This is a genomic window from Desulfofundulus luciae (assembly GCF_030813795.1).
GTDB classification, from domain to species: Bacteria; Bacillota; Desulfotomaculia; order Desulfotomaculales; family Desulfovirgulaceae; genus Desulfofundulus; species Desulfofundulus luciae.
The window spans coordinates 75221-98616 of record NZ_JAUSUX010000011.1 but is presented as its reverse complement, the minus strand read 5'-3'; the positions used below and the strand labels follow the sequence as shown (position 1 = coordinate 98616).

Sequence of the window (23396 nt, the reverse complement as noted above, 5' to 3'; positions counted from 1 at the left end):
TTCGGTGATTGTAAATGTTCAGTGACCCCGCCATGGTGCCGGTGGGAGCGGTTTTACTGAAACATTTACCGGTGATTGGTATACCGGGAATATTTCAGCCGCCGGGAGAGATTCCTGAAAATCGTAAGCCATCTTGCTTAACCGGGCGATGTCGGCAAAACCCTCCCGGGTATCCCTCACTCCACCGGACAGAACCACCAGGATGTAAGGCCGCCGGCTAAAAACCACCCCGCAGTCGTTGGCTATCCCCTCCAGATCCCCTTCCTTATGGGCCACCATGACCTGGTGCGGAAGCAACCCCGGTAAGCCGATATGAAAAGACGGGTGGGCCAGATCGTCCAGCAGGCGCTGGCCTTCCTGCGGATGGCGCCGGGCGAAATCCAGGGTGGCCCTGACATAGGTGGCCAGGTCCCGGGCAGTGGTCAAATTTTTCCCTCCCGGATAGACTGTACGGCCACCCAGCCCCTTCATATAGGCATAAAAATTCGGCCGGCCCACGTGCCTGGCCAGCATGCGGTAGGCCACGTTATCACTGATGGTGATGGCCAGATTGGTCAGCAAGCGCAGGGAAAAGGTATCTCCGTCCCTGGCTTCGTAACGCAGCACTCCAGAACCGTCTTCGTAATCCGTAGCCTTGCGGTAACTCACCCGGTCGTACCAGTGCATTTTACCCTGTACCACCAGTTGGTTTATATACAGAGCCATGGGCAGCTTGACCGTGCTGGCTGCCACCATTGGTTTGTCGGCATTAATGCCGAAACTGGTGCCGGAGGCCAGATCCTCAAAGTAAATGGCAAAGGTGGACTTTTTCCCGCGCACAAATTTTTCCATTTGCTTTTTTAAAGGTGAGTAATCAATATTCTTTACCGGTTGATTGGAAAGTCCCCCGGTCACCGGCACACTACTGCTTGCGGCAGCGGGGCCGGCGGCCAGGCTTAAAGCGAGCAAGAAAGCCACCAGGCGGGTAATGTTAACCATGCTGTTTCACCTCCCCCTTGTCGCCCTGAAAGTAATTGACCACACCCTGGAGGATGGCCCGGGCAGCCCGTTCCTGATAGGCGGGAGCGGTTAGCTGCCGGGATTCTTGTTCGTGGCTTAAAAACCCCACTTCCACTATTACCGCCGGCATGCGGGAATTGCGGCAGACGTAAAAGTCACCGGCCAAAGCCTGGCGCCCCGAATCCACCAGGTTCTTGTTCAGCTCCGCCTGGATGGCTTCAGCCAGTTTCCGGCTTTCCCGGGAACCGGTCTGGTAAAATACCTGTGCCCCGTATTCATCGGGCTCGGAAAAATGATTTAAGTGGATGCTCAGGAAAAGATGGGCACCGCATTTGTTGGCCAGCTCCACCCGGCGGGCCAGGTCGTGGGCTTCTATCCTTTCCCCACCGCTTCCCCCGGGACCCGCCGGTTCCCGGTCTCCATCCCTGGTCAGCACCACCCGGGCCCCGGCCTGCCGGAAAACGCCCGCCACCCGCCGGCTGACCTCCATGGCCACATCCTTTTCCACAATACCGTGACACCCCACCGTCCCGGGGTCGTCCCCGCCATGGCCGGGATCAATCACGATCACACGTCCGGCCAGGACGTTACTGGAAGGGGCTGCCCCTAACGGAGCCGCCACCCGATAAAACAGACAAAAAATAACCACCATGACCAGAAAACGGCTAAAACTTTGCGGCGCAGGATGCAACACGGGTCCCCACCTCGGCAACTGATGTCGGGTCCGGTAATTTTGCCGGCTGTCACTTAAGGTTTACAATCCCTATAAAATTTATAAGCCCCGGGGGGATCTAGTTTCTGACAAATAACGCATCCCAGGGCCAGAAGATGGCCCTGTACGCCTTCACCGGTCCGGAAAAAGAATAAGCCGGCCAAAAAACTGGCCGGCATTGCGGAATGAAAGAAGCCCGGCGCCACCCGCCGGGGGTTTTTTGTCAGCGCTCATCATTTGGGCAGGAAACTCAAGGATTACACTTTTTGCGGTGTCATTATATGCTGGCCCATCATACTTTATCTGTAAGAACAGCCATATAATGTTATTTATTGGAGGAGGCTTATTGGAATGACCACTCCCGAAAAAACGCCCGGGCAGGAAGTAAAAGCAACCGCTGCAGACCCTTCCCCGGTCGCCCATACCACTGCCTTTTACCCCCCACTACGTCTGGCGCAGGCCTATGTACCCCCCCAGCGTTACGGCAGAACTTACAGTCCGGCGGAGGCTCTGGAAAAAGGGACCCTTTTCCCGGAACTTTACAGCCCCTACCCCTATTAAAATGTAACTCCCCCCTGGAAAGGAGGAAAATAAGTGGATTCGAGGCGATTGCAATTGCTGCATGATATTATGGCCCTGGAATTCGCGGCCATAGAGTTGACCCTTTACCTGGACACCCATCCCACTGAACAGGAGCCTTTAAATGATTACAACCTGGTTACCGAGCGCTTGAACCAGTTGAAGGCCCAGTACGAGCGCATGTACGGGCCGCTGGTATCTTATGGCTTTTCGCCCAGCGAATATCCCTGGCGCTGGATTGAAGATCCCTGGCCCTGGGAAATTCAATTTTAAGAAAGGACTGGAGAGGATGTGGATTTACGAAAAAAAGCTGGAATATCCGGTAAGGGTCTATAAGACCGACCTGCGCATGGCCAAATATTTAATGGCCCAGTACGGCGGGCCGGATTCAGAATTATCTGCTGCCGTACGCTATTTGACCCAGCGCTACACCATGCCTACAAATAAAGCTCGAGGCCTGCTCACGGACATTGGCACCGAAGAGCTGGCCCACTGGGAAATTGTAGGTACCATGATCTACCGTTTATTGAAGGGTGCCACCCCGGAGCAGTTGCGCCGGGAAGATCTGGGAGCCTATTTTGCCGAACACGACCGGGCGGTCTACCCGGTGGATGCCAGCGGGGTCCCCTGGACGGCCGCCTATATTCAGGCCACGGGAGACCCGGTCACCGACCTGCATGAAAACATGGCGGCAGAACAAAAGGCCCGGACTACCTATGAGCATTTGATCCGCTTGACCGATGACCCCGGGGTAAAGGATACCCTGCGTTTCTTGCGGGAAAGGGAGGTAGTGCACTTCCAGCGTTTCGGTGAAGCGCTGGTTGACGTTCAGGAGGAGTTGACCCGGAAAAAGGTGTTTTAATTTAAGAAATCGAGTAGGAGGGAGCGGCTAACCCCCGTCCTCTACCGCCACCGGTCATACGGACCCGCATCCGGCAGTTCGCCAAGCTTGACTGATTGCTTCATAGCATTCGGGACTGAGCAGACCCTGAGTCCGCCAGTAGGCGTGACTCAGGGCCCTATTCATTGGGCCGCCAGCCATCCACCATGGCCCTTTGCGGCTAATTTTTCACTCCTGGCCACCAATACTGACCATCTTTTCCCCAAGCAGGTTGAACATTGTGTAAAAAAGGCAACACCCAATTGAAACGTATAGTTATACGTGTTCTAATCTGCTCAAAGGGGAGAAGGCAATGAAAACATACTCCTTGGTTACCGTCCCCCACCCAAAGAAAAGCCTGCCAGCCAAAACAGTGAAAAGCATCTTTAAGCAAGCGGAGATAGAGGCGTAAAAATCTATATCCTCGTAAGGGGGATCTAACAATGGTAAAAGAGAGATATATATATCCAGCAATCTTTGATTATGCTGATGACGGCATTTCAATCGAATTTCCCGACCTTCCTGGATGCATTACCTGCGGCGATACTGAAGAAGAGGCCCTGCACATGGCCAAAGAAGCATTAGCACTCCACCTGTACGGCATGGAACAGGAGGGCATGGCCATCCCTGAGCCAAGCAAAATTAGCCAAATCAAGGCAGAGCCCAACCAAGCTATTGTGCTTATCGAAGTTTGGATGCCACCATTTCGCGACAGGATGGAAGAAAAGGCTGTTAAAAAAACTCTGACCATTCCCAAGTGGCTAAACGACATGGCCGAAGAAAGAAAAGTTAATTTTTCCCAAGTACTTCAAGCAGCGCTCAAAGAGTACCTTGGATTGGAAGGACGCCACAGGCAATAAGCATTCAGTCCAGCCGGGTGCCTCCTCTTTATTTACCCTCGGCCCCCGATCTGGTCTGTGGGCCGCCATTGAAATGGCCGGCTTGAGATTTCCGGTAATCTTTGATAGCTTCATGCAGGGCGTTTGCCGCCAGAAAAGCGCAATGCACGCTTTCCTCGGGCAATCCCCCCAGAGCATCCAGCACGTCACGGGGTGTTATTTGCAAAGCCTCAGGTAGAGCCTTGCCCTTGGCCAGTTCGGTAGCCATACTACCGGCGGCAATAGTGGTGCCGCAGCCGTCAGTCCAGAAGGTAATTTGACTAATTCTGCCATCTTTTACCTTCAGCCATATCTGAATCGTGTCGCCGCATAAGCCGGTAACACTGGCATACCCGTCTGCTTCTTCAATGCTCCCGATGTTCCTGGGATTGTTGGCATGATCGATAACTACATCGCTGAATTGTGACCATACTTTTTTCTGGAGTTCTGCAGCTAATCTATCCAGATCGAAACTCATTTGATACTCCCCCCAAAAATAATTAACATTTATTAATAATTATTATTAAAGTTTTGGGAGGGCATTAGCCCTCCTCTTAATTTAATCGCATTTAAAATTAGAGCCATCAAAAGCTTGCCAACTGCTAACGGCAGCCCGGGCCGTAGTGGCATTGATTACCGTAACCGTGGCCGTGGTCACATATGGACCCCCGGCTGACCAGTTCCCCCCGGGCAAAGGCCCGGGCCACCTCTTCCACGTTACCGCTGGCGCCGGTGATCACCTGCAGGCCGTATTGCTGCAGCGCTTGTATGGCACGGGGGCCTACGCCGCCCAGAATTAATACATCAACCCCTTTGTTTTTAAACAGTTCGGCCAGACCTTCATGGTTATGCTGCAGGGTGACGGTGGATACTGTTTCCCGGCTTTTAATTTCCTGGCCGGCCATCTCGAAAATAACAAATTCTTCGCTCCTGCCGAAATGCTGATTAACCTGACCGCGGTCGTAAGGGAGGGCAATTTTCATGCTCCTTCACGCTCCTTAATTGTTTTTTTCTAATATTTTTTCCAGAGTTTCCACCAGAGGCTCAATGTTTTGCATGGATGTGCCGTTGTAGTTCTCAATGAGCCCGGCATCACCCAGCTCCGTTAATTTCGGGTCTACAGGAAGGACAGCCAGCAACGGTAAATTGTTTTCCCGTGCTGCTTCTCCCACGCGGCTCGAACCGAAAAGATGAACTTTCTCGCCACAGTGGGGGCATGGCAGGTAACTCATATTCTCCACCAGACCCAGGATGGGTACGTTAATTAGCCGGGCCATTTTTATTGCCTTTTTTACCACCATCATGGACAGATCCTGGGGTGAAGAAACAACCAGCAATCCGTCCAGCGGCAGGGATTGCATAACCGTGAGCGGTACATCTCCGGTACCCGGGGGCATATCCACGATCAGGTAATCCAGCTTACCCCAGGCCACGTCAGTCCAGAATTGTTTGACGGCACTTGACAGGATGGGGCCGCGCCAGATTACCGGGTCATCTTCCTGGGGCAGTAAAAGGTTCAAAGACATCATTCGGATGCCCGTTATTGTTCTTGCCGGTAAAATAAATTTATTAAACTGTTCCGGCCGGTCGATTACCCCGAAAAGCTTGGGAATGCTGGGGCCGGTAATATCCGCGTCCAGGATACCCACCTGGTGACCCCGGCGGGCAAGGGCAACGGCCAAAAGAGCACTGACCGAAGATTTGCCCACGCCGCCCTTGCCGCTCATAACCGCAACCACTCGCTTAATATCGCTGGCCTCATTGAGGGGCAGGACGGCAGGTTCTGAACATTTTTCCGGGTTGCATTGTTCGGTATTCTTATCTTTACAGGTACTGCACTTTGCCTGGTCTTGGGTCATAGCTTCCTCACCTCAATTCCAACAGGGCTTTAAGTTTGTCCCACAAAGCAAGCATTCCCTCTGCCATGGGGCCGGAACATTCCTGGATAACCGGCCGGCCGCTTTTAACTGCCCCCATTACACTTTCGTCGTAGGGCAGGTACCCCACCACCGGAACGGAATACTGGTTGCAGAGCGACTCCAGCACCCGGGTGTTTTCAGGCTCCAGGTCCCATTTGTTGATGCAAACTGCCGCCTGGCATCCGAAATGTTTTGCCAGTTCGAGAACCCGTTCCAGGTCGTGTCTTCCGGAAAAAGTGGGTTCGGTTACCACCAGGACCAGATCCGCTCCCGATAGGCAAGAAATTGCCGGGCAGCCGATACCGGGTGGACCATCGGTAATTACCAGTTCTTTTTTTTCTTCTTCTGCCAGGCGGCGGGCTTCTTTGCGCACCGCCGCCACCAGCTTCCCCGAATTGTCTTCGGCGATGCCCAGCCGGGCGTGTACCAGGGAACCGTAACGGGTATCGGATAGGAATAAATACCCGGCTACATGCTCTATCATTTCCACTGCCCCGCAGGGACAGGCGTGACAACAAACGGCACATCCTTCACAGAGAACCGGATCCACAACAAATCCGGGACCGATGGCATCATACCGGCACAAATGCAGGCAGAGATTACAGCCCAGGCACTTTTCCCGGTTGATGGTGGCTTTTTTCAAGCCGTAAAAGGGTGAGGAGAATTTCAGCACAGGGTCCAGGAGTAAATGTAAGTTTGCCGCGTCCACATCACAGTCTGCCATCACCTTGTTGGAAGCCAGCACGGCCAGGCTCCCGCAGACGGTGGTTTTACCCGTACCTCCTTTCCCGCTGAGCACCACTAATTCGCGCACCGGGCGTAACCCCCTTTTTCTAAATAGGCCAGTAAGTCTAAAAAGTGTTTCTTCCACCCGGGGCGTACCTCAACAGCAGGAATGCCCCGGGCATATCCCCCGGCCACTTCCCGGTCCCGGGGCAACCGGAAAAGCAGGGGGACGTTATTATTGTGGCAGAACTGGCGTATGAGGTTATCATTTCCATCTGAACGGTTAACAGCCACTCCGCAGGGCACCCCTAACCTGGCGGCCATTTCATATGCCAGTTTCAGGTCATGAAGTCCGAAAGGCGTGGGCTCGGTAACCAGGAGGCAGAAGTCGGCACCTCTTACCGCCCGGATTACCGGGCAGGAGGTTCCCGGCGGTGCATCGATTATGTTCAATATGCCCGGCCGGATACGCTCCTTGACTGCCTGGATGAGAGGAGGACTGATGGCCTCACCCACATTTAACCGGCCGTGAACAAAACCGATTTTACCGCTTGAACCTTCTTCCACCTGCCCTATTTCCCGCCACCCGGGAGAAATGGCCCCGGCCGGGCAGAGATGCCAGCACCCCCCGCAGCCGTGGCACATGGTGGGGAAAAGCATAACCTCCCGGGGGAGGACAACCAGGGCATGGAAGGCGCAAACCTCCGCACACCTGCCACATAAAGTACATTTTTCCCGGTTGATTTCCGGTACCGGAACCCGCACCGTTTCTTTTTTGTGCCAGCGCGGTTTAAGCATGATGTGACCGTTGGGTTCTTCTACATCACAGTCCAGGAACAATACTTCTCCTTTTTCCGCCGCCACCAGGGCCAGGCTGCTGGCCACTGTAGTTTTACCCGTCCCCCCCTTGCCGCTGGCTACTGCAATAATCATAGTTTTTAACCCCTTCCCATACCGCCGTGGCTTGGGGAATTTGCCCGGCTCAGGAGGGACAACCGCCCCTGGCGGTAGGCTTCAACGCTCTGTCTCACCGTACCGCTTATTCCCCCATACACCTGGATCCCTGCTCTACCGAGTACTTCTATGGCATGGGGTCCAATTCGGTCCACCAGGACAACATTGACGCCCCTGTTGACCAGCAATTGGGCCGTTTGAACGCCGGCTCCCCCGCTGGACTGTGTTCCTGTGTTCTGCAGACCTTCCCAGTCTCCGCTGTTCAGGTCTACCACGACAAAATACGGGCAGCGACCGAAGCGCTGGTCTACCCGGGCATCAATGTGGTTATCCTGGGCGCAAACAGCCACCTTCATGGGATTCCCCCCTTTTTTAATGAGCTATAGCCCAGAACTATTTTATTCCTATTTTAGACTTATGTCAATAAAAAATAAAAAATCCCGGCCCCCACTATTGGTAGAGCCAGGGTTTTTGGTTACTCTAGGCAGCTCCATCTATGTTAAAGGTCTCTTTAACCGGCCTGTACCCGGAGAGTTGAATTAAGATCACACCGGTTAAAATCAAGCCGCAGCCCAGGATCTGCCAGGGAGTCAAGGTCTCGCCGAGCAAGAGGTAGGCCAGTATGCCAGCGATCACCGGCTCCAGAGTGCTGGTCAGGTTTGTTTTGACCGGGCTCAAATAATTTAGCCCTTTAAAGTAAAAGCCAAAGGGCAGGATGGAGGCAAACACGGCAATGTAAACAAAAAAAAGCCATTCCTGCCAGGAGTATTGCGCCAGAGTAACCCATGGTAAGCGGTAAAAGCAAAAAACCACGCTTCCCATGGCAAAACCGTATAACAGCAGTGTCCAGGGAGAATAGGTAGCCAGCCCTTTCTTGCCGTACAGGGTATAAAAGGCGAAGGCGGCGGCAGAAGAAAGACCTGCCGCAAGACCCGGAATACTCACGGCCAGCCCGGCGCCGGGACTGCCTTTGACCATGAGAAAACCGCCCAGGACGGAAAAAAACAGGGCCAGACCGTTTGGCAGGGCCAATCTTTCCTGCTTGCGCAGGAGCCCGTAACCTAAAACCAGTACCGGGGCCAGATACTGCAAAAAAATGGCCGTGGCCACGTTGGTCTGGCTGATGGCCAGAAGATATGTAGATTGCACGGCGGTAACACCAAAGGTGCCGAAAATAACCATGTAGCAAATGTGTTTTCGTTCAATAAGGATAAGGGAACGGCGGACAAAAGCCAGATAGAGCAAAAGAAACATAAAAGAAAGAAATAGCCGCATTTGTACCACATCCAGGGGGTTAATCTGCCGGTTAAACAAATATTTGGCCACATTACCGGAAAGCCCCCATAAAAAAGCGGCTAAAACCACGAAAAGAAAGCCCTTCCACTGCTCTTTCAAAAGAGGTCAACTCCTTCATCTTGCAGAACGAACCACACTTAAAAATGTCTCCAGGGAGGCCAGTAAAGCATCCCTGACCAGCTCCAGAAAGGACATCATATTACCGGTCACCGACGCCTCCTCCAGAGAGGTCAGGTAGCGCTCCCGCTCCTCTTTTTTGAAAACTACGGGTGGATACCCCTCCCGCATGAAGACAAAATTCATCAGCAACCGGGCGGTCCGCCCGTTGCCATCCACAAAGGGGTGAATGTGCGTTAGTTTCCAGTGCAGCCAGGCTGCCCTTTCCACAGGATGTCTGGTTGACCATTTGGTATTAAAATCTTCCACCAGATTCTTCATTAAGGCCGGTACCTGGAACCCTTCAGGTGGTCTGTGTTTGCTCCCGGCAATAACCGCATTCCCGGTACGGTAGCGTCCGGCCGCATCCGGAAAGGTACTCTTAAGCACCAGGCGGTGAACGTCCCTGATAAATGTTTCCGTTAAGGGAATGTCCTCATGGACATATTCCTCAACGTACTCAATGGCATCTTTATGGTCAATGATCTCCAGGTGTTCCCGCAGCGTTTTTCCTCCCACGGTAATGCCTTCCAGAACCACCCGCGTCTCCATTAGAGTCAGGGTATTTCCTTCCAGGGCCGTGGAGTGGTGGGTCCACTCCACGAGGTAAAACTCCCTCAACCTGGCTGCAACGGCAGGAGGAAAGGGCCTTAAGCCATCCAGTTCCTTCTTTTTTTGGTCTATTAACTCAAACATTGACCCACGACTCCTTGTAGGCCAACCACCCCGTGGATCAGCTTTCTTACCCCGGGTGCGCTGGGACTGAAGATAAAGGCCCCGGCGACTAGCTGCCGCGCTGTGGCCAGATTTTCCGGATTGTTTACATGCAAAGTGGCCAGGACGTCCCCCGCCTTCACCCGGTTCCCCACCTTCTTGTGCAAAACCACTCCCACCGCCGGGTCGATGGTGTCTTCCTTGGCCTTCCGGCCGGCCCCCAGGAGCATGGCCGCCCGGCCAATTTTTTCGGCATGGATGGTCGCCACATACCCATCTTCCTGCGCCTTCACCTGCTCCTTGTATGAGGCCTCCGGTAACAGATCCGGCTCATCCGCCACCCGCGGATCACCGCCCTGGGCCTTAACCATCTCCCGGAACTTGTCCAATGCCCGCCCCCCTTCAAGCAAGCCGGCCAGCCGGTTCATCCCCTCCTCCACATCCGTTGCCGCACCGGCCAGGACGAGCATGTGGCCGCCCAGTACGAGACACAGCTCCCGCAAATCGGATGGACCCTGCCCGGACAGGGTTGCAATAGCCTCCCGCACCTCCAGGGCGTTGCCCACGGCAAAGCCCAGAGGCTGGTCCATGTCGCTAATCACTGCCACGGTCCTTTTGCCCGCCTGCCGGCCGATGGCTACCATTGTCCGAGCCAGGGTAGAGGCCTCATCCACAGAACGCATAAAGGCCCCGCTTCCTGCCTTCACATCCAGAACAATGGCGTCAGCTCCGGCGGCGATTTTTTTGCTCATTACGCTGGAGGCAATCAGGGGAATGCTGTCCACCGTGGCCGTGACGTCCCGCAGGGCGTAGAGCTTCTTATCCGCCGGTACCAGATTGGCCGTCTGGGCCACCACCGCCACGCCAACTTCCCTGACCTGGCGTATAAAATCATCCGGAGCAAGATTTACTTTAAAACCGGGGATGGACTCGAGCTTATCCACAGTTCCGCCGGTGTGGCCCAATCCCCGGCCGGACATCTTGGCCACGGGTACCCCGGCGGCAGCCACAAGGGGGGCCAGCACCAAAGTGGTTTTGTCCCCCACCCCACCGGTACTGTGCTTGTCCACCTTGCATCCGGAAATGCCGGAAAGATCGACCCGGTCTCCGGAACTGGCCATGGCCAGGGTGAGGTCCGCCGTTTCCCGGTAATTAAGTCCCTGAAAAAAGACGGCCATTAATAATGCCGCTGCCTGGTAATCGGGTATTTCCCCGGCCGTATATCCCCGGACAAAAAAGTTGATTTCTTCCGTGGTGAGCTCGAATCCCTGGCGTTTTTTCAGGATAATATCGTACATGCGCACAATTCTTCACCTCAAAATTTCCGTGGTAAATGTTCAGCGTAAATGTTCAGTGACCCCGCCATGGTGCCGGTGGTAGCGGTTTTACCGGACAATTACTTCCCGGGCAAAACTGGTTCCCCGCGGATAGGAAAGTCCGAAAAGCTCGGCCACGGTGGCGGCCACGTCACTGAAAGTATTGCGGGTCCCCAGATTTACCCCCGGTTTCACCCTTTGGCCGTAAACCAGAAGAGGTACGTATTCCCGGCTGTGGTCCGTACTGCTGGTGGTGGGATCACACCCGTGATCGGCGGTGATAATCAGCACCTCATCGGGTCTGGTGGCATGCAGAATTTCCGGCAGGCGCCGGTCAAAAGCCTCCAGGGCATCCGCATACCCCCGAGGATTGTTACGGTGACCGTAAAGCATATCAAAGTCTACCAGGTTGGTAAAAATCAGCCCCCGCTCCAGGCGTCGCATGCAGGCAAGGGTTTGATCCACCCCGTCCATATTACCTTCCGTATGTACGGCTTCGGTGATGCCTTTGCCGGCAAAAATATCCTCAATTTTGCCTACGGCCAGGACGGAAAATCCGTTTTCTAAAAGCAAATCTAAAACGGTGGGGCCCGGCGGAGGGAGGGAGAAATCCCGCCGCCTGTCCGTGCGTTTAAAAGCACCGGGCCGCCCTACAAAGGGCCGGGCAATAACCCGCCCTACGGCGTGGTCGCCGGTGAGCAACTCCCGGGCAATACGGCACATCCGGTATAATTCTTCCACGGGAATAATCTCTTCATGGGCGGCAATTTGAAACACACTGTCGGCCGAGGTATAAACAATGGGATACCCGGTCCTCATGTGCTCCGGGCCCAGTTCCTCAATGATAACCGTACCGGAGGCCGCCTTATTCCCCAGCACGGGTCGCCCGATGCGCTCCTCAAAGGGCCTGATTATTTCCGGGGGAAAGCCGTTGGGGTAGACCGGAAAGGGCCGTTCCAGCAACAAGCCGGCAATTTCCCAGTGGCCGGTGGTGGTATCCTTGCCGGCGGAAGCTTCAGCCATCCGCCCGTAAGCGGCTTGGGGCCGGTCCACCGGAGGAACTCCCTCGATGGGAGCAATATTTCCCAGGCCCAGCCGGCCCAGGTAAGGTAAATTGAGCCCTCCCACGGCCCGGGCAGTATTGGCGAGGGTATTGCTGCCCGCATCCCCGTATTGAGCGGCGTCGGGAAGTTCCCCGATACCCACGCTGTCAAGAACAATAAGGGTAAGACGGTTGATGGTTGCGGCCAAGTAAGATCAACTCCTTTTTATCCATCCAGTTGTGCCCGGGGATGGGTGCGGTTGTAAATTTCCCGCAGCCTGGTGCGGGTTAAATGGGTGTAAATTTGCGTGGTGGCAATGTCAGCGTGACCAAGCAATTCCTGAACAGAGCGTAGGTCGGCACCGTTTTCCAGCAGGTGGGTGGCAAAGGAATGGCGTAAGACGTGGGGGGTAATCACTTTGGTAATTCGCCCCTGGCGGGCATATTTTTTAATAATCTTCCAGAATCCCTGCCGGGTTAAACGACGTCCTTGCTGGTTGACAAACAGGGCGGGGGTATGGGTGCCTCTGGTTAGTTTACCCCTGGCCCGGGTGAGGTATTCGGACACATAAAAGGCCGCCACAGAACCCAGGGGGATAATCCTTTCTTTGGATCCTTTCCCAAAGCAACGCACAAAACCGTGTTCCAGGTTAACATCGGCCAGATCCAGGGAAACCAGTTCACTCACCCGCAGGCCGGTGGCGTAAAGCAGCTCCAGCATGGCTTTATCCCGCAGTCCGGTGGCCGAGGATGTGCGGGGTTGAGCCAGGAGCCTGTCTACTTCTTCGGTGGTCAATACCCTCGGTAACCGCTGGGCGAGACGGGGCGATTCCAGATTAGCAGTGGGGTCGGTAGAAATGACTCCTTCTTGAACCAGAAAACGATAGAAGGATTTTAAAGCCGCCAGGTGCCGGGAAATTGTGGCCGGAGCCCTTCCGTCCTTTTTTAACTTGAGCAAATAAGCCATCACGGCACCACGTCCCTCCCCCAGGGGATCCAAACGATGGGACTGGCAAAAAAGCCAGTACTGGTTTAAATCGAACTGGTAGGAAGACGTGGTGTTCCGGGCCAGCCCTTTTTCCACCGCCAGGTAATGGATAAAACTGCCAATTAAAGCCTGCAAGACACATCGCCCCCTGCACATTGTTACCCCTTCTATTTCCACGGGAAACCCACTAATCCTGCTGATTGCCATGCTTTTCCCTGCCGGTTGTCACCACGGAAGAAAGGGGACTCTGGCCCGAAACCAAAAGTCCCCTTCACCAAACAAGAGCCCTGAAAAGTGGTGTAAAAAGGTTCAGGAACGGTAAGCTGACTGCCATTGTTCTGCGGCAGGCCGGTATTCCGCTGCCGCGCCGGCCCTGGAATCGGTTGCGGAAGGGTATGGTGTGTGCATTTAGACGGTATGAAGCGGGAAAAGGTTCCAGAACTCGTTAAACGGGTTAAATTTTTATCAGTTCGTATTGCCGGGTACCAAGGCCTATTTCTTCCCCGTAGGTCAGCTGGCGCTCCCATACGGTCTGGGGCCACAGGGCACGGAATATGTCCTGCACTTCCCGGCCCTCCAGGCGGGAGCCGGGTAAAACCTTCTCCCCGTTCACCAGGTCGGCACAGGCCTGATCCAGGGCCACCGGGTCCAGGGAAGCCAGGATGCCAATGTCCCGCACCACTGGGGCGTCCGTCCAGCCGGCACAGTCGCATTCCGGAGAAACATTGGTCACAAAGTTGATGAACCCGGCTTTGCCCTTCTTATTCTGGAGTACCCCGGCGGCGTATTCCACAATCTTTTCCTGGATCGCTTCCGGATCCGTTTTCCAGTTAATGTCTATTGCTCCTACCGGGCAGGTAACCGTACACTCACCGCAGCCAATACATTTTTCCTGATCGATCGCTGCTTTTTTAGTTTCCCCGGACACGGTAATAGCTCCCGCCGGACACCAGGGGGTACAACGGGCGCAACTCTCACATTTTTCAGGGTTCACCCTGGGCAGTACGTCGGAGTGCATCATTTGCTTGCCGCTGCGGGAGCCCGATCCCATGCCGATGTTTTTCAGGGCACCGCCAAAGCCCGTGAGTTCATGACATTTAAAATGGCTTACCACCATCAGGGCATCGGCATGAACAAGGGCGCCGCCAATCTTTACCTCTTTAAAGTGTTTCAAATTAACCGGCACATTAATGTAATCCTTCCCCGTAAGTCCATCGGCAATGATCAGGGGAGCATCAACCACGGCATAGGCAAAACCGTTTTCAATGGCTGTTTGCAGGTGATCTACCGCGTTTGAACGGCCGCCCACGTAAAGGGTGTTGGTATCGGTAAGAAAGGGTTTCCCTCCCAGTTCTTTGACCTTGTTCACCAGGCGGCGAATAAACTGGGGCTGCACATAGCCCGTATTACCCCGCTCCCCAAAATGAACTTTAAAGGCCACCAGGTCCCTGGGTGCGAAAAGCTCTCTCATTCCCGCGCGCTCAAAGAGCTTTTCCACTTTATCCAGAAGATTTTCTTTATGTTTGGCCCGCATGTCGGCAAAAAAAACCTTGGCCGGCAAAATCTCATCCCTCCATTACAGTTAAAATCCAGCTAATGCCCCGGGACAACCACGGGCGTTGTGTTCTTTTGATATTTTATAATTTCTTTCTTCAAAAACCATTTCCTTTCTGGTGCTATAAAGCGGACAAAAAAAGAAAAGCCCGGTTGTTAATCCGGCTCACCATTGCGCCCCCGGTAATATTCCCGTAAAAATTCGAACAGGCGGTCCATCAATGTACCCCGGCCCGCGTCAAAAGGACCAGTGGCGGGGTTGTAAACGGAGCTGCCGGGAGAAGAGGACCGGGTCTGGTTAAAGGCACCACCGGACCTGATCAGGCCGTAGATATGCCCGCAGAGAACGGCGAGGATGGCCAGCACCACCAGCATGCGCAGGCAAAACATCAACCGGCGTTTTAGTTTCGTTAAAAGAATTACCATCATGATCCCACCCGGTCATGGTAGTCCACCGGGGTTTCCCTCCCTTCCCTGCCTTGTGGTTTTATTGAACATTTACCATCTCACTCCAGGATGCCGACCACCATCCTGGTCAACCAGGGCGTCAAGAAGGTCTCTACCAGCCCCGCCCCGACTGCCACGGTCAGGGCAGCCAGCATCACCCCGGTGTAGCGGGCAAATGACCCCCATATTTTGCTCCAGGTACTGGAGGGACGGGGAAGAAGCACGAGGGCAAAGGAAAGGGACGCCACCGCACCCACAAACAGTGCGGGCAAATAAAGCAAATGTTGCGGGATAATACAGGCCAGGGCTAAAAGCAATCCGCTCCAGGCCAGGTCGTAATTGAGAAAAGCTACGGTAAAACCCAGAACAAATCCTTTCAGGAAAACCAGAGCAAGGATCACGGGGATACCAATAAATGTTAGTCCCAAAAGGTAAAGGGCAACCATGATGAGCAATTTGCCGTACATGGCCTCCCAGGCCATCCGGCCCGTTTCCAAATTCAGATTCCGGACCTCCTTTATGAATGTATTCATATAATCGTGAAGTTCCTGGATTTGTACCGGGGGAAGGAAGGTAAGGTTAAGGGCACCACAAATCAGGCCCAGGGTAAAGATAATTAATACCAGCAAACAAAGGGGCCAGCTGCTTCGCAGGGAATGGCGGAAAACGTCGAGCAAAACTCTCCCCCCTTCCAAACCTGTCCATGCTCATATATATGGTTGAAGAAGGGGGGGTATGAATTAAAAAAGTTCAAGGATCAGGCGATGGATGTAGCCGGCGGCCAGCAAGTCTTCCATAGAATTGCCGCTGGCGGCCACCACGGCAATGCCCCGGTGCATTTTTTTTGCTGCCGCCACCGCCCGGGCGGCGGCAGCCAGAGCCGGGTCCTTGCCTTTTTTGTGGCGTGTACGGGCCACCGTTCCGGCAAGGACGGCCGGGGCACCGGCCGTCAGGGCGGCATCAAAGGCCACCCCCCCGGACCCCGTAGCTGCCACCACCACCCTTCCTCTAAAGTCTGCCAGTTCGTAAACGGAAGCGCCTAAATTGGGAATTACAGCCTCAAGCCTTGCCCCGGCAGCGGCAATGCCCCCGAGCACCTTTTGTATGCCGGCCTTGCGTTGCTCCCCGGTACCGGTGCGGGGCTCGGCAATCACCACCACACCGGTATCCAGTGCCCGGGCTCTTTCCCCGGCCAGCCGGCCCACCCCTGCCGGATCAACGGGAACCGGGGGTCTGGCCGCATCAGGGCTGGCTCCAAACACAGCCGCCGCTCCTTCATCCAGGGCCGCCTCCAGGCTGGTCGACATGTCAATCACATCCACCACCATAACCACCAGGCCCTGCCGGGCGGCCAGGGCGGCTCCGCTGGCGTTGGCGGTAAGGATCACTGCGGGTAACAAAATCTCACCCCATCACGTTATACCATTAAATACCAGGGCATATATTTAACTGAGGTTGCTGGCTATGAAAATCACATTTACAAGGAGGCAAAACCGGTGCAGGTGTACTTCAGCAAACACGGTTTTGTGTTTATCGGTAAAGCCGGGATGATTACCGCAATGCTCCGGGAATACGCTGCATACTACACTACTTTACGGGACTTCCTCAGGGTTTCCCTTCACTGACGGCATTTGTTTTTAAAAACAACCCGGCCGCATATACCCCGGCTGCTCCCGCGGCAAGGAAGAATTCGGGGTCCTCATCTATGCCCCGCCCCATGGTGGTAACGGCAAGGCCATACTCCTTGAGCGCCTCCCGGGTGGGGTTGTCTTCTACCACGACCACCCGGTGCCTGGCCAGGATGCCGCTCTCCTGGAGCTGTCGCCAGACCAGGGCATGCTTTTCTGAAGCCAGGACCGGAATGGGGATGGTACAGGGGGCGAGGGCCACCCGGCCCAGAGCAGTCCGGGTATGATGGCTCAGCCCCCGGTGGCGTTCCCGGGCATCGGCAAAGCCGATGCGCGGCACTGCCACCGGTTGTCCCTCCAGGATATGTACCGCATTCACCAGCTCTCCCTGCTCTACGCCGGTAAAACCAAAGGTGGAGCCGGTGCCGACAATGCCCGGTCCCATGGCCGCGATGATGATGTCTGCCCCGGCTACACCCCGGGCGGCCAGAAGGCCGCTGTAGACGGTGACGGCTTCGTAGTCCCCGCCAAAGGCATGGCCGCAGGTGACGGTGGCTGACAGGAGCCCTTTCTCTTTTAGTTCATATACCAGGCGGCTCAAAGGAAGGGGCAGGGACGCACCATCGGTCATTAAATACACTACCCGGGCCTTCCCGCGGGTCAGCTTGTGGATTACGGCTGCCGCCGGGGCAATCATGCTGTGCAGGGAGGCTACGATTACCGGGGTGCCGCCGAGAGAATCCACCGCCCGGAAGGACTGGTTTTCGGGGTGTTCCTCCTCTTCCACGGCCAGCACTTTAACCTGGGAGGGGGTATAGCGGACCTTCATAATGTGCCCCGCGCAGGGGACATCAAGCGCCGGGTTGGCCAGGTTGGCCATAATAAAATGGGTACCTCCGGTACCCAGTTTTTTGTAAACCGCGGTGGTGTTGAGGACCACCGCATCCCCCGGTTTGACCGGACCGGTAAGGTGATCGTAGTTTACGGCCCGCTCTTCCTTCCCCTCCACCCTGACCAGGACCTCGGTCAATCCCGGACGTTTCGCCTGCACACCTACAACTTCTCCAGTACGGATGCGGATCATTCCACGGCCTCCAACTACTGGTTACTACCATTCGCCACCCGGATAATTTCCAGGAGATAGCGGGCGTTGGTCACCAGATCTTCTACCCGGATAAATTCTTCAGTGGTATGAACCTTTTGCATGGCAATTCCCAGGTTGACGCAGGTAATGCCGCGGGAGTTAAATATGTTGGCATCACTGCCTCCGCCGGTTTTAACCAGCCGTGGGACCAGGCCCAGGTTTTCGGCCGCCCTTCGCGCCAGTACAACGGCAGGATGGGATTCAGCCAGTTTAAATTCGTGGTAGAGGGTCCGGGTTGTCACTTCCACCCTGGCCCCAAATTGGGCGGCTGTTGTTTCAAGAACCTCTACCATGGCCGCCGTTTGAGCACGGCATTTGCTCCCGTCAAGGCTCCTGGTTTCCCCCTCGAGACGGCAGGAATCGGGAACAACGTTAATGGCCTTGCCACCGGAGATAACGCCGATGTTGGCCGTGGTTTCTTCATCAATACGGCCCAGGGTCATCCGGGCTACGGCATGGGCGGCCACAGCAATGGCATTAATCCCATCCTCGGGATTGATCCCGGCATGGGCCGCCCGGCCCCGGACAACCGCCTCTATCTTATCCTGGGTGGGGGCCTGTACCACTATGGTCCCGGCGGGCCCGTCACAGTCCAGCACGTAACCAATGGAAGAGCGCAACCGGGTGTGGTCCAGATGTTTGGCCCCCAAAAGGCCAATTTCCTCTCCAATGGTAAAGACCACTTCCAGCCCGCCGTGGGCAAGCCGTTGTTCCGTGATAACCCGGAGCACTTCCAGAATGGCTACTATGCCGGCCTTGTCGTCGCCCCCTAAAATGGTATCCCCGGCAGAACGGACAACCCCGTTCTCCACCACCGGTCGCACGCCCCGGCCCGGTTCCACCGTATCCATGTGGGCCACCAGCAAAAGGGGGCGCTCCGGGCCCCGGGCCGGGAGGGTGGCAATCAGGTTGCCGGCTTCCCCCCCGGTTTCGGCCCCGGCCCGGTCCTCATATACATCCAATCCCAGCCCCCTCAGGCGGGCCGCCAGCAGGTCTGCCAGCGCCCTTTCCCGCCCGCTGACGCTGTCTACCTGCACCAGCTCGAGAAATTCGGCCAGGATTCTATCCTGATTGATCATCAAAACCCCTCCAGCAGTTGGGCCATTACCCTGCCCGGGCAGCGGCCGGACGGCGAACCAGGGCGGCACCGGTTTCCAGGGCCCGGCGGTTGAGGGGAATCAGGTTGTGGCGATGGGCGGGCAAAACCTCGCGCAGGGATTTTTCCACCGCATCCAGGGAAACTACCCCCGTCAATTCCAGCAATGCTCCCAGAATGACGTTGTTGGCCACCCTGGCGTTTCCCAGTTCTTCGGCCAGTTCATTGGCCGGTATATAATATACCCGGATATCTTTACGGGTAGCCTTGATCTCAATAAGGGAACTGTTGACCAAGATCAATCCCCCGGGGACCACGCTCCCCTCAAACTTTTCCAGGGAGGGGCGGTTCATCACAATCAGGGAAGTAGGTTCGGTAACTACCGGGGAACTGATGGGTGAATCGGAAATGGTTACCCCGCAATTGGCCGTACCGCCCCGCATTTCAGGACCGTAGGAGGGAATCCAGGACACGTGCTTCCCTTCCAGCATACCGGCGTAGGTCAGGAGTTGTCCGGTAGAAAGAACCCCCTGCCCGCCAAAGCCGGCGATCAAAATTGCCTCATACATTTTAACCAACCTCCGCAGGTTTTTTGTACTCCCCCAGGGGATAGTAGGGAATCATGTTTTCGGCCAACCATTTTAAGGCTTTTGCCGGAGGCAGGCCCCAGTTGGTGGGACACGCCGACAGCACCTCGACAATGGAAAAGCCAAGATTAGCCAGCTGCACTTCAAAGGCCCGTTTAATGGCCTTTTTGGCCTTGACCACATGGGCCGGATCATGCACAGAAACCCGGGCCACATAGGCCGTACCGTCCAGTACACTGAGCATTTCCGCTATTTTTACCGGGTAACCGTTAACTTCTTTATCCCGCCCGTAGGGAGTGGTGGTGGTCTTTTGCCCCAGCAGGGTGGTGGGAGCCATCTGGCCCCCGGTCATGGCATAAATGGCATTGTTAATGAAAATCACGGTGAATTTCTCTCCCCGGGCCGCAGCATGGACAATCTCCCCCGTCCCAATGGCCGCCAGGTCACCATCTCCCTGATAAGTGAAGACCACCCGGTCGGGCAACACCCGCTTGATTCCGGTGGCCACAGCCGGGGCACGGCCGTGGGAAGCCTGGAACATATCGCAATCAAAGTAATTATAAGCAAAGACCGAACAACCCACCGGTGCCACGCCGATGGTACGGTCAAAGATCTCCAGCTCGTCAATTACCTCGGCTACCAGACGGTGAACGATACCGTGGGTACAGCCGGGACAGTAATGGGTGGGAATATCCTTCAATGACCGGGGTCTGGTGAAAACTTTTTTCATCACTGGCCTTCCCCCCCGTACAATTTTTTCACTTCCCGCACCACATCTGCCGCCACGGGAAGCATACCGCCGCAACGGCCGTAAAAATACACGGGACGGCGGCCGTTCACGGTCAGGCGGACATCCTCCACCATCTGTCCCAGGCTCATTTCCACAACCAGGAATCGTTCTGTTTTCTCAATTACCGGCTCAAAAGCCTTCTGGGGGAAGGGCCACAGGGTGATAGGCCGGATCAGGCCTACCGCCAGGCCTTCTTCCCGGCACCGGTCCACCACTGCCTTGCAGATGCGGGCGGCAGTACCAAAGGCGACCAGCACCAGCTTTGCCCCGTCCAGCCGGTACTCCTCCCAGCGCTGTTCCCGTTCGCTGATCAGCGCATATTTTTTGGCCAGTTTTAGATTATGCTGCTCCAGCTCTTCGGGAACAATGTACAGGGAGTTGATCAATTTTTTTTCCCCGCCCATGCGCCCCGTGGCCGCCCACGGCCGGGGGGGAATCTCTATTTCCTTTTCTTCTCCCAGTTCCACCGGCTCCATCATTTGTCCCAGGATACCGTCGCCCGCCACCATCACCGGGTTGCGGTAGCAGTCGGCCAGGTCAAAGGCTACCTGCATCAAGTCAATGATCTCCTGCACCGAGGCGGGAGCCAGGACAATCACCCGGTAATCCCCGTGGCCGCCCCCTCTGGTGGCCTGAAAGTAGTCGGACTGGGCCGGCGCGATATTGCCCAAACCGGGGCCACCCCGGATCATATTTACAATGACACAGGGCAATTCAGCCCCGGCCAGGTAGGATATGCCTTCCTGCATCAAGCTTATGCCCGGGCCGGAGGACGAAGTCATCACCCGGGCACCCGCGCCGGCGGCACCGTAAACCATGTTGATGGCAGCCGTTTCACTTTCCGACTGCAGGTAAAGTCCCCCCACTTCCGGGAGGCGTTTGGCCAGGTAGTGAGGCAGTTCGCTCTGGGGCGTAATGGGATAACCAAAAAAGTAACGGCAGCCGGCCCTTACCGCACCCTCCCCGATGGCCTCGTTTCCTTTCATTAGCAATTTAGCCAACCCGGGCCACCTCCCTTTCTACTTCTATAACCAGATCCGGGCACATGCGGGCACAGGTGGCACAGCCGGTACATTTGCTCTGATCTTCAATGGTTGCCGGATGAAAACCCATGCTGTTGATATGCTTGGCCAGGGTAATGATGCCCTTCGGGCAAAAGGTAACACAGAGTTCGCAACCCTTACAGCGTTCTTCTCTAAATGTCACTCGTGCGACAGCCAAAAATCTCCCTCCTCAAATACCTGCAGATAACTTTTCATAACAGGGCGGTGAGCTGGTCCCCGGCGCATGTTTAACAACTAAAAATCCTGCCACGGGGTTTGCATAAAGAGGTTCAAGGGCAGTACGGGCAACCCGGGGGGGAGGTGGGCGCGCAGATGTTCCGCCAGCTCCCGGCGTGCCGCCACCATTACCACCGGCAGGTTGAGGACGCGGGCCGCATCCTGCACCACCCGGTGTCCGGCCAGGATGGTTTCCCAGCCGGTAGCTGCCCCCAGATTGGTATTGCTTACCAGGCCCGTTACCTGCAGGCGGCAGGCCTTCTCGATACTCTCCAGCATATTGATGATGCCCTCTTTATCTCGCGTAAAAGGGCGGCAGGTATTCACCACAAGCCAGAGGTGGTAGTCTTTAGCGGGTAGCAGGGGTTTGTACCGTCCCAGGACCGTCGCCCCCACTTCATCGCCACCCACATCAAAAACGCCGTACCGGTCCGGGTCCTCCAGCACCCCGCGGATGGCCGGGGGCAGGGCCGGTAAATCCGCCCTCATCCACTCACCCCGGGGACAAACCACCGTTAACCCCATCTGTTCCAGTTTTTGCCTGACCAGGCGGGTGCGAAAATAGGGGTTCACCACATCCAGATCAATTACGGACGTGGGCAAACCCCGTTCCTTCAGGGAAAGGGCAAAATTAATGGCCAGTTCGGTCTTTCCGCTGCCCAGATGGCCGGTAAAAATTGTTATTCTTCTCAAACCTCTGCTCACCCGGGATCACCCCACGGTCAAACAATTCGACAAAGACACCGAATTTCCTATCCCCGCAGCGAAAAACTGTTTATTGCCGGTCGCTGCCCCAGCGGTCCAGGCGATCCAGCAACGGGCTGCGGGCAATAAGGCTGGTGAGGGAATATTTTTCGGCCACCACGTGCAGGGCAATGAGCAGTCCCAGGTAAGCCAGTTTAACCCCGTCCGGGAGGACCCATACCGCCGTTAGCCCCATGGCAGCGCCCAGGGCGTTTGCACCGGTGTCACCCATCATGGCCCTGGCCTTCAAATCCACGGCCAGGTAGGCCACAACACTGCCCGTTAAAACGGCCAGGAAAACTAAAGGCCATTGCCCCCAACCGGCCACAAATAAAAGAAAAGAGCCCAAAAGAAAACCCTTTCCGGCCCGGCCGGGGCGCAAATCCAAAAGGTTGATGGCATTTACGGAAAGGGCCAGGGTCAGGGCATTGACCGGCACCCAGACCAGGGAACCGGCCACTGCCGCCAGGAAAAGGCTCAAGGTCCCGCCGGCCAGGGCTTTCAGGGCGCCGGTGGTTAGCCTCCCCTGCAACAGGCTCTTCAGGTGTCCCTTCAAGCCGCTGGTAGCACGGGAACCCCAGACGTCATCCACCAGGCCCAGGCAGGTGAAGGCGGCCAGGGCAAGGCAAAAGGCCAGGGCAAAAAACTGCAGCTGCCCCGGCAAAAACGGGTAAAGCAGGACTATGCACGCTACGGCAGCCAGGGAAAACACCAGGCCTACCCCCAGGGGAATAACCTCACCCCGGAAATTGGGACGCACAAAGCCGGCTTCCACAATCATCCCCATCAGTCCGGGCAGGAACAGGCGGGTGAGCAGCACCCCTAAAAGACCGGCAAAAACCATGGTCGCCGGAAAGGAAAAGGCGGTTATAAAAAAGGGCATGATGAACACCTCGCACAAAGGTAGGGTCAACTACCCGGGCAGTGGTTACCTGGTCCCCAGTGGGGGCTCAGCTCATCCTATCAT

The 23396-nt window shown here is 55.7% G+C and carries 30 protein-coding genes; 5 read left to right on the top strand and 25 right to left on the bottom strand.

Going from position 1 to position 23396, the window contains the following annotated elements:
* Positions 1-18: 18 nt before the first annotated feature.
* Positions 19-978: a serine hydrolase gene (locus tag J2Z49_RS08440; RefSeq protein WP_307402035.1), complete on the bottom strand. Its 960-nt coding sequence runs from the start codon at positions 976-978 to the stop codon at positions 19-21.
* Positions 971-1711: an N-acetylmuramoyl-L-alanine amidase family protein gene (locus tag J2Z49_RS08435; protein ID WP_307402033.1), complete on the bottom strand. Its 741-nt coding sequence runs from the start codon at positions 1709-1711 to the stop codon at positions 971-973. The genes J2Z49_RS08440 and J2Z49_RS08435 overlap by 8 nt, the downstream gene beginning before the upstream one ends.
* 351 nt (positions 1712-2062) lie before the next feature.
* Between J2Z49_RS08435 and J2Z49_RS08430 the strand changes: the two genes are divergently transcribed.
* The 5 genes from J2Z49_RS08430 to J2Z49_RS08415 all read left to right on the top strand — a co-directional run bounded on the left by J2Z49_RS08430 (position 2063) and on the right by J2Z49_RS08415 (position 4030).
* Complete coding sequence (locus J2Z49_RS08430) at positions 2063-2272, top strand: spore coat associated protein CotJA (protein ID WP_307402030.1); 210 nt, start codon at positions 2063-2065, stop codon at positions 2270-2272.
* 33 nt (positions 2273-2305) lie between these two features.
* Positions 2306-2563 (top strand): spore coat protein CotJB, encoded by a 258-nt coding sequence (locus J2Z49_RS08425; RefSeq protein WP_307402027.1) that lies wholly within the window; start codon positions 2306-2308, stop codon positions 2561-2563.
* A 16-nt stretch (positions 2564-2579) separates the two neighbouring features.
* Positions 2580-3152, top strand: coding sequence for a manganese catalase family protein (locus tag J2Z49_RS08420; RefSeq protein ID WP_307402024.1), 573 nt, complete (start codon positions 2580-2582; stop codon positions 3150-3152).
* A gap of 331 nt (positions 3153-3483) precedes the next feature.
* Entirely contained in the window at positions 3484-3582 is a 99-nt protein-coding gene (locus J2Z49_RS14855; protein WP_407650069.1) for a type II toxin-antitoxin system HicA family toxin, read from the top strand.
* Positions 3583-3613: 31 nt separating this feature from the next.
* A complete protein-coding gene (locus tag J2Z49_RS08415) occupies positions 3614-4030 on the top strand; it encodes a type II toxin-antitoxin system HicB family antitoxin (RefSeq protein ID WP_307402021.1) in 417 nt (138 codons plus the stop codon).
* A 28-nt stretch (positions 4031-4058) separates the two neighbouring features.
* On the opposite strand, the gene J2Z49_RS08410 is transcribed toward J2Z49_RS08415, so the two are convergent.
* The 23 genes from J2Z49_RS08410 to J2Z49_RS08300 all read right to left on the bottom strand — a co-directional run bounded on the left by J2Z49_RS08410 (position 4059) and on the right by J2Z49_RS08300 (position 23312).
* Positions 4059-4526, bottom strand: coding sequence for an iron-sulfur cluster assembly scaffold protein (locus tag J2Z49_RS08410; RefSeq protein ID WP_307402018.1), 468 nt, complete (start codon positions 4524-4526; stop codon positions 4059-4061).
* Between the two features lie 124 nt (positions 4527-4650).
* Positions 4651-5031 carry a NifB/NifX family molybdenum-iron cluster-binding protein gene (locus J2Z49_RS08405; protein ID WP_307402015.1) on the bottom strand — a complete coding sequence of 127 codons (381 nt, stop codon included), beginning with the start codon at positions 5029-5031 and terminating at the stop codon, positions 4651-4653.
* Between the two features lie 15 nt (positions 5032-5046).
* Positions 5047-5907, bottom strand: a complete 861-nt coding sequence (locus J2Z49_RS08400) for an Mrp/NBP35 family ATP-binding protein (protein WP_307402012.1) — start codon at positions 5905-5907, stop codon at positions 5047-5049.
* Between the two features lie 7 nt (positions 5908-5914).
* Positions 5915-6781 carry an ATP-binding protein gene (locus J2Z49_RS08395; RefSeq protein ID WP_307402008.1) on the bottom strand — a complete coding sequence of 289 codons (867 nt, stop codon included), beginning with the start codon at positions 6779-6781 and terminating at the stop codon, positions 5915-5917.
* A complete protein-coding gene (locus J2Z49_RS08390) occupies positions 6769-7626 on the bottom strand; it encodes an ATP-binding protein (protein ID WP_307402005.1) in 858 nt (285 codons plus the stop codon). Before J2Z49_RS08390 ends, J2Z49_RS08395 begins: the two co-directional genes overlap by 13 nt.
* 5 nt (positions 7627-7631) lie before the next feature.
* Positions 7632-8003 (bottom strand): NifB/NifX family molybdenum-iron cluster-binding protein, encoded by a 372-nt coding sequence (locus J2Z49_RS08385; RefSeq protein WP_072869678.1) that lies wholly within the window; start codon positions 8001-8003, stop codon positions 7632-7634.
* 124 nt (positions 8004-8127) lie between these two features.
* On the bottom strand, positions 8128-9042 hold the full coding sequence (locus J2Z49_RS08380; protein WP_307402001.1) for a DMT family transporter: 915 nt from the start codon (positions 9040-9042) through the stop codon (positions 8128-8130).
* Between the two features lie 15 nt (positions 9043-9057).
* Positions 9058-9795: a Fic family protein gene (locus J2Z49_RS08375; RefSeq protein WP_307401998.1), complete on the bottom strand. Its 738-nt coding sequence runs from the start codon at positions 9793-9795 to the stop codon at positions 9058-9060.
* Positions 9783-11117: a pyrimidine-nucleoside phosphorylase gene (locus J2Z49_RS08370; RefSeq protein WP_307401995.1), complete on the bottom strand. Its 1335-nt coding sequence runs from the start codon at positions 11115-11117 to the stop codon at positions 9783-9785. The genes J2Z49_RS08375 and J2Z49_RS08370 overlap by 13 nt, the downstream gene beginning before the upstream one ends.
* A gap of 81 nt (positions 11118-11198) precedes the next feature.
* Positions 11199-12380, bottom strand: coding sequence for a phosphopentomutase (locus J2Z49_RS08365; protein ID WP_307401992.1), 1182 nt, complete (start codon positions 12378-12380; stop codon positions 11199-11201).
* Positions 12381-12397: 17 nt separating this feature from the next.
* Positions 12398-13294: a site-specific tyrosine recombinase XerD gene (gene xerD, locus J2Z49_RS08360; protein ID WP_307401989.1), complete on the bottom strand. Its 897-nt coding sequence runs from the start codon at positions 13292-13294 to the stop codon at positions 12398-12400.
* A gap of 319 nt (positions 13295-13613) precedes the next feature.
* Positions 13614-14720, bottom strand: a complete 1107-nt coding sequence (locus J2Z49_RS08355; protein ID WP_307401985.1) for a DUF362 domain-containing protein — start codon at positions 14718-14720, stop codon at positions 13614-13616.
* 149 nt (positions 14721-14869) lie between these two features.
* Positions 14870-15142, bottom strand: coding sequence for a hypothetical protein (locus J2Z49_RS08350; protein ID WP_307401982.1), 273 nt, complete (start codon positions 15140-15142; stop codon positions 14870-14872).
* Positions 15143-15219: 77 nt separating this feature from the next.
* The gene (spoIIM, locus tag J2Z49_RS08345; protein WP_307401979.1) at positions 15220-15837 is read right to left on the bottom strand and encodes a stage II sporulation protein M; all 618 of its coding nucleotides are present in this window, start codon (positions 15835-15837) and stop codon (positions 15220-15222) included.
* Positions 15838-15900: 63 nt separating this feature from the next.
* On the bottom strand, positions 15901-16560 hold the full coding sequence (locus J2Z49_RS08340; RefSeq protein WP_307401976.1) for a hypothetical protein: 660 nt from the start codon (positions 16558-16560) through the stop codon (positions 15901-15903).
* A 205-nt stretch (positions 16561-16765) separates the two neighbouring features.
* Entirely contained in the window at positions 16766-17872 is a 1107-nt protein-coding gene (locus tag J2Z49_RS08335; RefSeq protein WP_307401974.1) for a DUF3866 family protein, read from the bottom strand.
* Between the two features lie 14 nt (positions 17873-17886).
* Positions 17887-19011 (bottom strand): M20/M25/M40 family metallo-hydrolase, encoded by a 1125-nt coding sequence (locus J2Z49_RS08330; RefSeq protein WP_307401973.1) that lies wholly within the window; start codon positions 19009-19011, stop codon positions 17887-17889.
* A gap of 25 nt (positions 19012-19036) precedes the next feature.
* Complete coding sequence (locus J2Z49_RS08325; RefSeq protein WP_307401971.1) at positions 19037-19597, bottom strand: 2-oxoacid:acceptor oxidoreductase family protein; 561 nt, start codon at positions 19595-19597, stop codon at positions 19037-19039.
* Position 19598: 1 nt separating this feature from the next.
* Positions 19599-20345: a thiamine pyrophosphate-dependent enzyme gene (locus tag J2Z49_RS08320; RefSeq protein ID WP_307402069.1), complete on the bottom strand. Its 747-nt coding sequence runs from the start codon at positions 20343-20345 to the stop codon at positions 19599-19601.
* Entirely contained in the window at positions 20345-21406 is a 1062-nt protein-coding gene (locus J2Z49_RS08315; RefSeq protein ID WP_307401969.1) for a 3-methyl-2-oxobutanoate dehydrogenase subunit VorB, read from the bottom strand. Before J2Z49_RS08315 ends, J2Z49_RS08320 begins: the two co-directional genes overlap by 1 nt.
* Positions 21399-21626 carry a 4Fe-4S binding protein gene (locus tag J2Z49_RS08310; protein ID WP_307401966.1) on the bottom strand — a complete coding sequence of 76 codons (228 nt, stop codon included), beginning with the start codon at positions 21624-21626 and terminating at the stop codon, positions 21399-21401. Before J2Z49_RS08310 ends, J2Z49_RS08315 begins: the two co-directional genes overlap by 8 nt.
* 77 nt (positions 21627-21703) lie before the next feature.
* On the bottom strand, positions 21704-22390 hold the full coding sequence (locus J2Z49_RS08305) for a nucleotide-binding protein (RefSeq protein WP_307401963.1): 687 nt from the start codon (positions 22388-22390) through the stop codon (positions 21704-21706).
* 70 nt (positions 22391-22460) lie between these two features.
* The gene (locus J2Z49_RS08300) at positions 22461-23312 is read right to left on the bottom strand and encodes an MraY family glycosyltransferase (RefSeq protein WP_307401960.1); all 852 of its coding nucleotides are present in this window, start codon (positions 23310-23312) and stop codon (positions 22461-22463) included.
* Between the last annotated feature and the right edge of the window lie 84 nt (positions 23313-23396).